The organism is Paenibacillus sp. S28 (assembly GCF_016624415.1).
Taxonomy (GTDB): Bacteria; Bacillota; Bacilli; order Paenibacillales; family Paenibacillaceae; genus Paenibacillus_AQ; species Paenibacillus_AQ favisporus.
Genome location: NZ_JACVTM010000011.1, coordinates 52,927 through 66,422 on the forward strand (window position 1 = coordinate 52,927; position 13,496 = coordinate 66,422).

The 13,496-nt window shown below is 54.8% G+C and carries 14 protein-coding genes; 2 read left to right on the forward strand and 12 right to left on the reverse strand.

All coding sequences use genetic code 11. The annotated features are described in order from the left end of the window. Positions 1-230: 230 nt before the first annotated feature. The 6 genes from IAE55_RS23640 to IAE55_RS23665 all read right to left on the reverse strand — a co-directional run bounded on the left by IAE55_RS23640 (position 231) and on the right by IAE55_RS23665 (position 3,479). Positions 231-722: a GNAT family N-acetyltransferase gene (locus tag IAE55_RS23640; protein WP_234489812.1), complete on the reverse strand. Its 492-nt coding sequence runs from the start codon at positions 720-722 to the stop codon at positions 231-233. Continuing rightward, a complete protein-coding gene (locus IAE55_RS23645) occupies positions 703-1,077 on the reverse strand; it encodes a MerR family transcriptional regulator (RefSeq protein WP_145162473.1) in 375 nt (124 codons plus the stop codon). Before IAE55_RS23645 ends, IAE55_RS23640 begins: the two co-directional genes overlap by 20 nt. A gap of 63 nt (positions 1,078-1,140) precedes the next feature. Next, the gene (locus IAE55_RS23650; protein WP_145162470.1) at positions 1,141-1,881 is read right to left on the reverse strand and encodes an SDR family oxidoreductase; all 741 of its coding nucleotides are present in this window, start codon (positions 1,879-1,881) and stop codon (positions 1,141-1,143) included. 132 nt (positions 1,882-2,013) lie between these two features. Further along, on the reverse strand, positions 2,014-2,415 hold the full coding sequence (locus tag IAE55_RS23655; RefSeq protein WP_145162467.1) for an ester cyclase: 402 nt from the start codon (positions 2,413-2,415) through the stop codon (positions 2,014-2,016). A gap of 47 nt (positions 2,416-2,462) precedes the next feature. After that, entirely contained in the window at positions 2,463-2,813 is a 351-nt protein-coding gene (locus IAE55_RS23660) for an ester cyclase (RefSeq protein ID WP_200634045.1), read from the reverse strand. Positions 2,814-2,927: 114 nt separating this feature from the next. After that, complete coding sequence (locus tag IAE55_RS23665; protein WP_200634046.1) at positions 2,928-3,479, reverse strand: NADPH-dependent FMN reductase; 552 nt, start codon at positions 3,477-3,479, stop codon at positions 2,928-2,930. 193 nt (positions 3,480-3,672) lie between these two features. On the opposite strand from IAE55_RS23665, the gene IAE55_RS23670 reads away from it, so the two are divergent. Both IAE55_RS23670 and IAE55_RS23675 read left to right on the forward strand, forming a co-directional pair. Beyond that, positions 3,673-4,443, forward strand: a complete 771-nt coding sequence (locus IAE55_RS23670) for an ArsR/SmtB family transcription factor (RefSeq protein WP_234489813.1) — start codon at positions 3,673-3,675, stop codon at positions 4,441-4,443. 303 nt (positions 4,444-4,746) lie between these two features. Beyond that, positions 4,747-4,977 (forward strand): hypothetical protein, encoded by a 231-nt coding sequence (locus tag IAE55_RS23675; protein ID WP_200634048.1) that lies wholly within the window; start codon positions 4,747-4,749, stop codon positions 4,975-4,977. Between the two features lie 92 nt (positions 4,978-5,069). Here IAE55_RS23675 and IAE55_RS23680 read toward each other — a convergent pair whose 3' ends face one another. The 6 genes from IAE55_RS23680 to IAE55_RS23705 all read right to left on the reverse strand — a co-directional run bounded on the left by IAE55_RS23680 (position 5,070) and on the right by IAE55_RS23705 (position 13,486). Beyond that, on the reverse strand, positions 5,070-7,106 hold the full coding sequence (locus tag IAE55_RS23680) for a bifunctional diguanylate cyclase/phosphodiesterase (RefSeq protein ID WP_442793346.1): 2,037 nt from the start codon (positions 7,104-7,106) through the stop codon (positions 5,070-5,072). 165 nt (positions 7,107-7,271) lie between these two features. Further along, complete coding sequence (locus IAE55_RS23685; RefSeq protein ID WP_200634050.1) at positions 7,272-7,697, reverse strand: DUF1801 domain-containing protein; 426 nt, start codon at positions 7,695-7,697, stop codon at positions 7,272-7,274. A 70-nt stretch (positions 7,698-7,767) separates the two neighbouring features. Then, complete coding sequence (locus tag IAE55_RS23690; protein WP_200634051.1) at positions 7,768-9,543, reverse strand: DUF5050 domain-containing protein; 1,776 nt, start codon at positions 9,541-9,543, stop codon at positions 7,768-7,770. Between the two features lie 134 nt (positions 9,544-9,677). Beyond that, a complete protein-coding gene (locus IAE55_RS23695; RefSeq protein ID WP_200634052.1) occupies positions 9,678-10,043 on the reverse strand; it encodes an MmcQ/YjbR family DNA-binding protein in 366 nt (121 codons plus the stop codon). Positions 10,044-10,057: 14 nt separating this feature from the next. Beyond that, positions 10,058-10,723, reverse strand: coding sequence for a YdeI/OmpD-associated family protein (locus tag IAE55_RS23700; protein ID WP_200634053.1), 666 nt, complete (start codon positions 10,721-10,723; stop codon positions 10,058-10,060). Between the two features lie 201 nt (positions 10,724-10,924). Further along, positions 10,925-13,486 carry a carbohydrate-binding domain-containing protein gene (locus IAE55_RS23705; RefSeq protein ID WP_200634054.1) on the reverse strand — a complete coding sequence of 854 codons (2,562 nt, stop codon included), beginning with the start codon at positions 13,484-13,486 and terminating at the stop codon, positions 10,925-10,927. Between the last annotated feature and the right edge of the window lie 10 nt (positions 13,487-13,496).

Genomic DNA, 13,496 nt, shown 5'->3' on the forward strand with positions numbered 1-13,496 from the left:
CACACCTATATTCCTTTAAGATTGTAGTTCAGTCATAGCATATAATCGGGTGGTATGCAATTTTAGTCTTGTCTGCGGGTAGTTTGGTGAAGGCGACGCGAGGAAAAGGTCATTTGATGGAGGAGGTAATTCAGAGCCAGCAGCTGCAGCCGAACCTGAAAAATACGGCGCAAGCCAATGGATCAGCCTGCGCCGCAAAGTACTTTCTTCCTTTTTTCTCTATACTCTCGTTATGATATCCCGAGTACCAGAATGTGCTGCGGACCCGCCGGCCCGATCCGGGTGCGTCCCTCATCACGGAAACCCGCTTTGAGATAGACATGACGCGCGGCAGTGTTTCTCATATTAACGGCAAGGACCACTTCATCGGCCGCCGGGAAATGCTGTTTGACAAACGCCTTCAGGCCGAGCAGAGACTGCGTCGCGTACCCTTGTCCCTGGTGCCTGTGATCGATGGAGAAGGCCCGCAGCAGCAGGGCATTGGGGTTGTCCGAGTACTGCCCCCGGTCTTCCCCTGCATCCAGAATGAAAAAGCCGACCGGCTCTTCATCCCCCAAAATGACGATCGGATGCCGCTCCTCCCGCTCCAGTGCGTTCTGTATGACTTCAAACGGCAGTGCGGTGAATTCATGCTGCTCCTCCGGCAGCGTAAAAGCTTCAAGTCCAGCCTCGTGATCCCGGTGATATAAGGCGAGCCGGACGTTATGCATGGTGTTTTTCATCGGAGTCTCCTTGAGCCATGTCTTCATAAAGGTCGATTTTGCGATTCAGCATAGCCTCGTATTTCTTAAACCGGGCCATTTGCTCCTGGACGTTCTGACGTTGTTCCCGAAGCCGCTCCAGCCGCTCCTGAATGGTGGTCGCGTGGTTGACGAATTGTTTAATGTCAGCGATGCCCATCCCCGTTTCCCGCAGGCAGCAGATGAACTCCAGCGCTTCGATATCTTTGGCTTCGTACAGGCGGATGCCGCTTTCGGTGCGCTGAACGCCTGGCATGATGCCTTCTTTTTCATAATATCGCAGCGTATGGATCGACAAACCCGTTTGGGCCGACACTTCCCCGATCGAGTAACTCATGCCTCTAAATCCCTCCTAAGCGAAAAAGCCCACCTGACGACAGGTGAGCCATGGTTATTCGTATTATAATTCCTGCCTGGTGGGCCTTACAATGATTTCATTGACGGCCGTTTGCGGCGGCTGGGATATGGCGTAGGCAATAGCGTGAGCGATGGCCTCCGGGGTTAAGGCGATGTCCATGGAAGCTTCGATGTCCCGCTTCACTTCTTCGTTCGTAATCGTGTGCACCAGCTCGGTGTCGACGCCCCCCGGACAAATAATCGTCGTGCGAATGTTATTGTGCGCTTCTTCTTGGCGCAGTGCTTCGGTTATTGCCCGAACAGCAAATTTGGTGCCTGAGTAAACCGCCCACGTTTTGCGGACGATGTGCCCGGTCACCGACGAGACATTGATGACGTGCCCCTGCCGGCGCTCCCGCATATGCGGCAGCACCGCCCCGATCCCATAGAGCACTCCCTTCACGTTTACATCGATCATCCGGTCCCACTCTTCGATCTTCTTCTCGTGCAGATAAGACAGCGGCATGATCCCTGCATTATTCACCAGCACGTCGATTTGTCCGTATGTGTCAAGGGCGAGCCGGGCCAGCTCCTCCATCTGCGCCTGCACGCTCACATCCGTCACTTGGTAGATCGCCGTACCTCCTTCCTGCTCAATCGCCGACTGCAGCTGCTTGAGCCGATCTCCGCGCCTTGCTGCGAGCACCATTTGGGCTCCGCTTCGGGCGAGGACCCTGGCCGTTGCTTCTCCGATACCGCTGGAGGCTCCTGTTAAAATAACCACTTTTCCTTGCACCGCGTTCATGATCATGAGTACCATCCTTTCTTTACGGGTAAGATGGTTCCCAGTATAGGACCTTGAGCGCGCTCTAGGTCAAGGCTTTCTGGTCATAGGAAAAAGACAGGTGTTTAACATATCGAATCCAGCGGTTTGGGTTTATCCCGCTTGAATTTGGCTCCACATCGTCACCATATCGATCCAGCCGCGATGTTCCGCGATTTTGCCGTCCCTAAGGCGGTACTGGCGGTACAGCGTCACATTCATTATGCGTCCGGTCGGTGCGGTGCCGAAGAACACGCCCTGATGGGTGCCACGGACCGTCATCCGAACGAGAACCTTCTCATCCTCGGCGATGATTTCCTCTACCGTATACTGCTTATCCGGAAAGGCCTCCAGGATTTTAGCGGCAAACTGCTTCAACCCTTCTTTCGATTGATAGCTGAGCTCCTGGTAGTCTTCAGTCGTAAATGTATCCGCTGCACTCAGATCGTTGCTGTTCCAGAACGCCTGAATAAAAGCTTCAACCACCTCGGTATTTTTTTGCTCCATCGTTGTCATAGGATCCATCTCCTCTAATTTATATTTGCCGTATCGTACAGGTGATGTCAGGCACCAGCTTGCAGCTGGGGGAGCAGCGTACCGGTGTCATACCATCCGAAGCGATGAATGATCCGCCCATCGTTCACCGTGAATTCGTGGAACTGCGTGATCCGTACCGTTTTTCCCGTAGCGGGAATTCCTGCGAATATCCCGGTGTGCTTGCCGGTAATGACCACCCTTGCGATGACCTTCTCTCCCTGGACCATCACGTCATCCACTCCGTATTGCCGTTCCGTAAATGCCTCTTCCAGTTGACCGATAAATGCTTGCCCCGTTTGGCTCAGTGTCCCTGCCTTCCATGCCTCTTCGATCCATTTTACTGCCGCTTCCACCTGCTGCTGCCGCGTTGTGTTCATAACGATCCGTCTCCTTTTTGTTGGTCATATTCAAAATACTCCGGCGCACTCGTCTAATGGTTGCAATTCATAGTGTTACCATTTGGTTACATATCGTGCAAAAAAATATGCTGTCTATCCGGCCACCCCTGCCGTCTCAGCTGAAAGCAGCCGGGTCATCTTTATAAATGGTCCAAGAACTGTGGCGACCCGTTCTCTCACTCCTGCATCCAAAGGCGCGCCATCCGGGCCAAACTCGTTCGAACCGTACCCTACGGAAATCCATTCCGGGCAATTGACGCCATGCAGGTTGCGGATGATCGTCTGCAGATGCGTCAGCGAGCTGATGCCAAGCGGTCCGCCTGCCGAGCTTACGGAAAGAACCGGCTTGCCTTCCACATGTCCCGGCGTCAAATAATCCAGGGCGTTCTTCAGTACACCCGAGATGGAGCCGTGGTATTCCGGTGTGGCCAAAATCAGTGCATCCGCATGAATGATCTCATTTTGCAGACGTACGGCCCCCGGATTTTGCCCTGCTTCCGGCGAATACAGCGGCAGCTGAAGCTCCCTCATGTCCACGAACGAAACCGTAATTCCGCTGCTGACCAGTTGGCTTTCCAAATAACGAAGGAGCCTGGTGCTCACGGATCCCGCATCGTTGCTTCCGGCAATCAAAGTCATTTTCATTTCCTACATCCTCCTCTGGATTCCCTGGCGCTGCATCAGCACTTAAACACCTGCCGGCTGACAAACGATTTGGGGTATGATAATATGTGACTATATTGTCACTCTTGATGAGATTATAATACGTTACTATATGGTAACATGTCAAGGGCATTGCTCCACTTTTTCAATGCATGAGGTAAAGGAGGTGTTACGATTGGAGGACAATCTAATATTTAAAGCCCTCGCCGACCCCACGCGCCGCACCCTTCTGGACCTGCTGCAGGCGCATGACGGGCGGACGCTGAACGACTTGTGCGCCCCGCTCGACATGTCCCGGTTCGGCGTGATGAAGCATTTGAACCTGCTGGAGGAAGCCGGACTCATTACGACAAGGAAGGTCGGCCGGGAGAAGCTGCACTACCTTAACGCCGTGCCCATCCGCCAGATATACGAACGATGGGTCAGCAAATACGCCGAACCTTGGGCGGCAGGATTAACATCACTTCAATTCGAATTGGAGCGTGAAACGCAAATGGAAACCAAACCGAAGCATGTCAACCGGATCGCCATTAAATCGAGTCCCGAGCAAGTGTGGCAGGCGATTACCGACCCGGCCAAAACGTCAAAGTTTTGGTTCAATTGTGCCATTCAATCCTCCTGGGAAATCGGCTCTTCCTTTGAACTGCTGGGCCCGGAGGGGGAAAAGAAGGTCAAGGGGGTCATCCTTGAACTGGATCGCCCGCATAAGCTGGCCGTGAGCTGGCAGTTTGTGAATCTGCCCGGCACGGAGAACGATGCGCCTTCCCGCGTCACGTGGGAGATCGTACAGCATGATGAATTGCCCGGCGTCACGCTCGTTACGGCCGTCCATGACGATTTCGAACAGGCGCTCCCTACCGCGGGCGTGCTGGAGAACGGCCTGCCGTTCGTCCTTTCGGGAATGAAAACGTTCCTGGAAACGGGGTCTACGCTGTCGGATATGTAAGGTTTCAACAAGCAGCGAAGCGGTGTACAGTATCACGAAAGCAGATTTCGCATCGTATTGCCGGAATTAAACATGAAGCATTTTTAAGGCCCAGTCGCGACAGTCTGCGAGTGGGTTTTTCGTGCTCTTATCTTCGATCTTCTCTGGCCCATAGCAGGACTTCTCAGAGCTTCTCTAACTTTTGTGCTTCCAAGGCGTTGTTATAAATAGATGTCAACGAGCGTCCTTTATAGGCTGTGTGAATTCCACCCTGCTTATATAACAGATAACCGATAGCGATGGAGAAGGGAGCTGAATGTTATAATGAGTGCTGTTGGCATGGGGGGCCTGGTAGCTATCCTGGTAATGTGGGGAGTTTTTGCGGCTATTTTCTTTTTGCTGGCCCGTCTGGCTGTGGACAAATCCAATATGCGTACCGAGCTGCGGCATTTGCGCCGGGAGGTTCGAGAGCTGAAATCCTTGGTTCAGAACCAGCAGAACGATTCTATCAACCATGTTGAGAATTTCACCTATAACCATCCCGAAGATGATTAAGTTATTGAAATATTAAAATCTTCCGGGTCACCAAAAATAAAATAGCCTTTAAAAAAGGATGCCAGCTACAACCGGCATCCTTTTTATTTTATTCAAACCAACGTTTCTCCGCTCGGCCTGCCCGCATTCTGCAGCAGCCACTCGTCCATCTGTTCGATATTCATCGGTTTGCCGTAAAAATATCCCTGCATCACGTTGCATCCGGATGCGCGGAGAAAATCGATCTGCTCCCTCGTTTCCACACCCTCAGCCACCAGCTCCAGATGAAGCTTGAGCGCCATATCGATGATGGCGCCCACGATCGCCCGTTTGGAGGGTGAATCACTTTCCCGGACAAACAGCTGATCGATCTTGATCGTGTCGATCGGAATTTGATCCAGGGATCCGAGCGAGGAATACCCCGATCCGAAATCGTCCATCGATATCCGCACCCCGATCTCGCGCAGCTCATTCAGCTGCCGGATCATATCGGGCACATCGTACAGCATCGTCGATTCGGTGATCTCCAGCTCCAGGTACCGGGCCGGAAGACCGGTCGTCCGAAGCGCATGTTCTACCATGTACAGAAGATGCTGGCTTTCAAACAAACGTACAGACACATTGACCGACACGATCATCGAAGGCATGCCCTTGTCGAGCCACACCTTGTTTTGGCGGCAGGCCTCTTCCAGGATCCACCGGGTCATCGGGATGATCAGTCCGGTTTCTTCGGCGATCGGGATGAATTCATCTGGTGAGACGACGCCGAATTTGGGGTGCGGCCAGCGCATCAGCGCCTCGAGTCCGACGGGAGTATCCGTCTGGGCATCCCACTTCGGCTGATACACGACATAGAATTCCCGGCGTTCCGACGCTCCGCGCATATCCTTTTCCAGCTCCAGCCGGCGCAGCAGCCTTTTATCCATGTCGTCATCAAATACGCAGTACCGGTTCTTGCCGGCATTCTTGGCATTGTACATGGCTGTATCTGATGTTTTCAACAGCGACGCCCGGTCCGTTCCATGCTTGGGCGCCAGACTAATGCCAATGCTGGCCGTAATGTACAGCTCATTGCCTTGCAGGACAAACGGTCGGGTGACGACCTCCAAAATGCCGGACGCAAGCTCCTCTGCCAAGGCCTGGCCGCAGTTTTCCGCAACCACGAGAAATTCATCACCGCCTAGGCGAAACACCTTCTGGCCATCCTGCAGATACCCGCTTAGACGTCTTCCCACCTCTTGAACCAGCATGTCGCCGATGTCATGGCCCAGCGTATCGTTGATCGTTTTAAAGCGATCCAGGTCGATAAACAAAACGGCGGTTTCCTTCGAGGTATCAACTCCCTCGCCAAGCAGCCGGTTCAGGTCATGCCGGTTAGGCAGCCCGGTTAACGGGTCGCTGTAGGCCATTTTCTCCAACACGTGACGGTCGAAAAACATCGCTCCCCACGAAACCATCAGGATAAAAAACGTCGTGATCGTCACACCAGCCAGCAGCAAAAGGTTCATTTCCCCGGCATCGGTAGAAACAATCGCATTCGGGTTCCCGCACCAAAAATCGGCCGCCTTCATGCCGGTAAAATGCATGCCGCAAATGGCCAGCCCCATGACCAGAGCCGAAGCCCACTTCCACCAGCTGACCTCGGTATGATCGCGAAAGCGGAGGAACAGCAGCAGCGCAACGTAAGAAGCCGCCAGTGCAATGGCTGCCGAGAGCAGCCAATAAGACCGGTCATAGGTAATCTCGGCCGGAAGACGCATCGCGGCCATCCCGGTGTAGTGCATCGCCACGATACCGCTGCCCATGCAGAACCCGCTCAAGGCAAACTTGCCCCAGTTCACGCCTTTGGACAGCAGCATTTGGAATGCAATAAATGATGCCACAATGCTGCACAGCATCGATAGCAGCGTAATCGGAATATCGTAATTCACAGGCACGTTCAAATGAAAGGCAAGCATGCCGACGAAATGCATGGACCATACCCCGCTGCCCATGACGCAAGAGCCGGCTACCATCCACCATTTCTGCGTCCTGCCTCGCGACCTCGATATTTTGGCCGCTAAGTTGAGAGCCGAATAGGACGCAAATACGGCGATGATGAACGAGAGCATAACGATCCATAAATTATATGATTCATGTAGCAGGACGATGGGGGCTCACTCCTTGTTGTCGGCACAGTAAAGCTCATACAGCAAGTATAAAGGACCGTCCTTCCCAAACGAAAGAAATATTTTAGCAACTTTCGCCAATTTTCATCAGTTTTTGCACGTGTCTACAGCCTATCGACATGTTTCCATGACCACGGCGGCCTGCTGTCACTCCCCAGCCGGATAGGTTTCTTGCAAATGCTTTACCGACTGCCGGATCAGAGCCTTCAGCACGTCTGCATCGATATCCGCAACCTTGTTGATATAGACGCAGCCTTTGCCGGAGGTATGCTTGCCCAAATCCTTCAGGAGAGCTTCGCGCTGTTCTTCACCAGGGGCGAAGTAGAGGCTGATCTTGGCTTTGCGGGGTGAAAAGCCGACGAGCGGCGCATCCCCTTCGTGACCTGACGCATACTTGTAATGGTACGAACCGAAGCCGATGATGCTCGCCCCCCACATTTTCGCAGGATACCCCGTCGTCTCTGTAAAAATGTCCAGCAGCCAATACGCATCCTGCTTCTTGCCGGGATGCTCCACCTGTTCGATGAAGTCGAGCACACTGTCATCGGTTTCTTTCGTTTTCAGCTCATACATGGTCACCGCTCCTTTTTGCAGGAAAATAAAATGGCCTGCCCGTTTACCCGGGCAGACCAACGGAATCGGTTTATTTTACCGAATAAACCCCTTCCTTGTAGGTCAAGGTGTACACCAAACCTTCATCCGTAAGCTTTGCCGTTTGAATCCGGTCGGAGACCAGGCGGGTATTCCCCTTCGCATCAATCTTGTATATACCTGGATCATAGCCATTCGCCAGGTAATAAATGGCGTCTTTTCCGATGTAGTACGAGCTCAACGGCTTGTCGCTGCGCTTGGTTTCCTTGCCGGTCGCAAAGTTATATTGGTACAGCACGCCCGGATCGGAAAAACTGCCTGTCATGTTCGAGGTATAGTACAAACTGCCGTTCAAAAGCTGGGCACTCATGACTTTTCTGGACACCACAGTTTTCGGCTGCGCCCCGTTCACATCGGTCTTGGCCAAGTATCCGGTCGCGCCGTCCACGTAATAAATCTGGTCATCTACCATCCAGAACGGCCCGGCGGCAGAAGTCAGCTTTACCTGGGTCTGGTCTGCCGGATTGATCTTATACACCGATCCCTCGTCCTTCGTATCGCTGTCTTTGTACCCGAGTACGAACAGATTACCGCCCTTGACGTACATGGAGTTATTGACACCAAAGCTGATGCCTCCCTGGGCTTCCTGCTTCCGGGTTATGCCATAGGCAAAATCGGCCTGGCCGATCGCCTTCCGTTCTCCGGTCTTGAGGTTTACCCGGCTCAGATTATTGACCGCGCTGCCCATGACGCTGAAATCGGCATGATACAGGAAGTCGCCCGACTTGACAGGACCGATGATGCTATGGGCATTCGTAACCTTTTTCAGAACGCCCTTATCGACCCGATACAAGGTCTCCGATCCAATCGTGAGATCGCCGCTATGAAGGTTCAAATACAGCTCATTGTCCATCATCGAAATACTCTCAAGCCATCCGTCGGCAGGCTTCCAAGAAGAGAGCGAGCTCACCTTCCGAACTTTATTGTTGGTAAGGTCCAATGCATACAGAACCCCTTGCTTGCTCACCGTCGATACGAAATACAGATCGTGCCCGATGACCTTAGCACTGCCCAACACCGGTTCTCCAGGAATGTCAATGAGGATTTCTTTTTTGCCATCAGTCTTACGGTATAGACGCTCCAATATGCCGCTGCTTTGATAGATCGGTTTCGTGTAGTAGATCGTGTCTCCAAATTTGGTGATCGGCGTCAGCCTTTTCTCGTCCACTACCGGCTTCCGGGTATCCTTCAGCTGGGTCAGGATACGGTTTTTAACAGCCAGCGTTTCGGCACTCTTCTCATCAACGACTTCGTCTCCCATCACGATCAGACCGTCCAGCCACTGGATATTTTTGCCTAGCGCCTCCGCTGCGCTTCTTAGGGGCAGAACGACCCGGCCACCGATTTTCTGCGGAGCCACGTCCATCTTTTTGGACTCGTTATTCACCAGCATCGTCGTGCTGTTCACTTTGAACTTGATCGTTTTCTTCAGCCCATAGTTCACAAAAGTAACGTCATCCGGATTTTTCGCTTCCCAAATCGTTTGCCACTCCCCCTGAGAACGGAACTGCGAAGCCAGCGTTCCCATCAGGCGGATCGGCACCAGGACCCTTCCGCTGCGCTGGACGATGTCATAATCACCGTAAAGGTCGGTCTTCTCCCCGTTAATAAAAGCTTTTCCGTGATAATCATAAGGAATCATGACCATCTGGTCGAAGGTCTGGCTCAAAGGCTTGGGAGCCGCCTTCTCCGCGGCAAAAGCCGGTACCGCCCCGCATACCAAAGCCGCAGACAGCAGCAAACTCGTTAACTTGAATTTTGTCGACATCGAAACTTCTCCTTACCCTCAGAAATTTTATCTCATCTCAGACGAACCTAGCTCAATCGATCTGCCAGGGACCGCCTAGATTATAGACGTCCGGAGAAAGGAATATGTTTCTAGTTCTGTGCTAAACTCCAAAATTATGCGCCTTCGATGACCTGCTTCACCAACCGTTTGGGCGCCGCCAGCAGATACGCCTCCTTGATCAGCACGGCCAGCTCGTCCCAGTTCGGAACGGATGATTTATCCACGGAAACCCAGCCGTGGTGTCCGATATAAGGCGTTTTAACGTAGCCTTCCTGCTGCAGCAGCAGGAACTGCTCTTCCTTGGTCGATTTGAACGAAAGGCTCGGAACGCCCTCGTTCTCCCCCATCATGACAAACGTTTTGCCTCTGACTTTCATGACGTTGTGGCCAAAGCCGTCAACAATCTCCTCCACCTCCGGCAGCGGACGGCAGATGCCCCTCACCCGCTCCAGCATGTCCAAGCCCTGCTTCGACTTCATCCCAAGCCGCCTCCCTATCTTCTCCGATACAAGTCCATCGTTTTATAGCCCGCCGCCAGAGCCGTTTTCATATCCTCGCGCCGCTTCTCCCGGGTCTCCTCTTGTACCGCGCTGTAAATATACCGGGCCCAATCCCGGCGGTATCCCGGTGTGAGGGACTGGTAGAAGGCAAGCACCTCCGGGGCATCCTGCAGATCCTTCTCCACCTCCGGAATCAAGGCTTCATAATCGCCAACGGATTGGCTCGGTTTGGAGGACGGCTGCTTTTTGCTTGGCTTCTCCGCTTTGAGGCCGACGACCGTAAACACGTCGTTCAATCCGACCATACGAGCAAATTTGATGCTGCTTGTCCCAATAAATCCATTCTCATCCGCGCCTAACCCTTCCAGAAGCTCGTCCCTGTGAATATAGGTGGAGTACACCTTGTTTCCCTTTTTCGGATACGCTGCGTACAAATATCCCCCTTCGTTCAGATGATTGCCGTCAATCACCTTCCGCACAAGCCCTTGCAGAGACTCCATATCGAGCACAAAGGCGAAAATCAGATCGTAACCGCCGTCCTTCAACTCGGTATCGTACGACTCCAGACCGGCCAGCAGATCCTCCCCTTCCGGTTGATGCAATACTGCCGTCTTATTATATTTTTGCAGGTTCAACTTCTCCACGATCGTTTTCGCCATTCCCAAGGACCTCCGTAAATCAATCTATTATATATAATATTCTGTACTTTTTTCGTATATAGTAAAGCGAACATTCGGGGAAAAAGCAACCTCCCTTCGGCAACGCCCAGCCACACTACGGCAAAAAGACCCCCATTAAAAATGGGGGCTCTTCGTTACCCGTGCATATCACCGCATATTCTCGTTACTTCGTGCCGGTCATTAGATCGAGGATGTGCCTGTGTCAGCATTATCCGAGCCGCCGGAGCCCGACGTTCCGGACTGTCCGGTACTGCTTGTTCCGCTGCCGGACGTGCTGCCGCTGGAGTTACCGGATGTGCTGCCGCTGGTACCAGAGGCGCCGCTTTGACCGCTCGCGCCCGATCCGCTACCGTCCGCTCCTCCTCTGCCCCCCGGACCCCGGCCTCCGCCGAAGCCGCCGCCAAATCCACCGCCGCCAGTGGTTACGCCGGACTCGTTCACATACGTGACCGTGTCACCGAGCTTGAAGCTGACGACCTTCGTGCCGCCGGTCAGCTTGCCGCCCGTGTACAAGCCGTCCTTCAGCGTGCCTGTCGAGGTGCCGCCCGTGTAGAAGGCGTAGGTCTCTCCGGACTTCAGATCCGGCGTGGAAATGACGATGGTCTGGATGTCTTTAGCCGGAGCGAAGCTCAGGACCGGTGTGCCTGCGCTGTCGGCCAGCGTCACCAGCGTGCCCGCCTTCACCGTGCTCGGAAACGTCATGAGCACCGACTGCTGCGACGACGATTCGGATGGCGCTTGGGCCATGCCGGCGCTGCCCGCGGCAACCAGCAGACCGCCAGACTGCTCGAACGTACCGTCATAGTCAAGGGCGCCGTTGCCGCCAGATGTCGGACCGTTCACGATCGCGGTGCCTCCGGTCATCGTGATGGAGCCGTTGGCATCCAGGCCGTCGCCTTGCGCGTTCACCGTCAGGTAACCGCCGCTGATCGTGAGCTGTGCGGTGCCGGCGCTTCCACCAGGGCCGCCAGGCATCCCTTGGCCATCCGGACGCTGCTGGGCGCCGTTTTGGTCAGCCGATCCGCTTTGCGCCGCCTGGCTGCCCGCATTCGCCTGTGCATCGGACTGCGCCGAGCCCGTACCGGACGACGAGCTGCTGCCCGTTTGCGCAGACGTTCCGGACTGCGCCTGATCGCCCGTCTGTCCTTGGCCATCGGCCGCTTGATCCGGCGCCTGTCCCGGCATGCCTGCCGGCGGTTGTCCGCCGAACATGCCGCCCGGCCCTTCCGAGCTGCCGCTGCCGTCGGAAGCATTCACGCCATCATCGCTCGCGACGACGTTCACTTCGCCGCCGACGATGCTGATATCCGCGGCCTCAATGCCTTCGTAGCTGTTCTTGATGTTCACTTTACCGCCGGAAATGACGATCGATACGTCGCCGTGAATGCCGTCATCGCCGGTCGCGAGATCCAGCTGACCGCCGGAAACGAGGATGCTGCCATTGCTGTGCACCGTATCGTCCGCCGAGTCGATCGTGAACGTGCCGCCCGAAACGGCGATGCCTGCCTCTGCTTTGAGTCCTTTCGAACTCGTGGACTCGTTTTCCTCATCCTCCGTCTGCGCCGCATCCGCGTCTGTTCCACTGCTGCTGTTCGAACTCGCAGTGGTGTCATCTTTCACCTGGGATGCGGAATCCTTAGCCGATCCCGAAGCCGATCCCGAAGCCGATGCCGCGTCGCCGCTGGTCGAATCCGCAGCCGCGCCGCTGTCCGATCCTTGAGCATTCGTCTCGCCTCCCTGTGCGTCTGTTCCCGGCTGTCCACCAAAACCAGGGCGCTGCATCGGCATTTCTTCCTGATGCGGCTCGGCGTTCGCGCTGCCGCCGCCGGTTACCACATCATAAGTACCGCCGGCGATCAGCAGAGAAGCCGCCGCCTGAAAGCCGTCGCTGCCGGATTCAACATGGAACGTGCCGTCCTCGATAAGCAGATACCCTTTATCGGTCTTGTCCCCGTCATAAGTCGTCTTGAAGCCGTCCCCGCCGGCGTTGACGTTGATCGTGCCCGCTTTGACGGCGGCCAGATCGCGGCCGATGATGCCGTCGTCCGCTGCGTTGACGCTCAGCGTACCGCTGACGATTTTCAGATCGTCCTTGCTGGTGATGCCGTCCTTGTAATTCCCCTGCACGGTCAGCTGGCCGGTGCCGTTAATCGTCAGATCGTCCTGGCTGAACAGGGCAGCCGTCGGCGCCTCATCGGACGTATCCGCGTACTTCGTGCCGTCCGACAGTGTGTTCTGCGTCCCTTTCGGCAGTGTCAGCACCGTTTTGCCGGCTTGCTTAACCTGGATCGCCGGGCCGTCCGAGCTCGCGATTTGCGCTCCGTTCAGCACCAAACGCACGATGTCGTCTTTACCAGCATCGACCACAATACTGCCACCTTGCAGCTTGCCGCTGATCACATACGTTCCGGCCGAGGATATTGTTACATTGCCTCCGCTGGACTTTGCGCCTGCGCCCGTCACGGTCGCGTCCGTCCCGTTCAGCTTGATGACCGTGGAGTCGCCGGCTGACCAGTCGACCATGGTATCGTCGGCGTCATACTCCACCAGATCCTTGATTTTCAGGCTGGCCAGCTTCGCGTTCGCTTCGCTCGCATTCACCGCCGTCGTTTCCGTCGCCTCGGTCGCCGTGCCGTCCGCCGCTGTCGTCGTATTGCTCGCTGCATTAGTCGTGCACCCGGAGGCCAGCATGGCCGACAGGATCAGAATCGCGGCAAATTTCGTTCTATAGGAATGTTTCATCGGATCAACC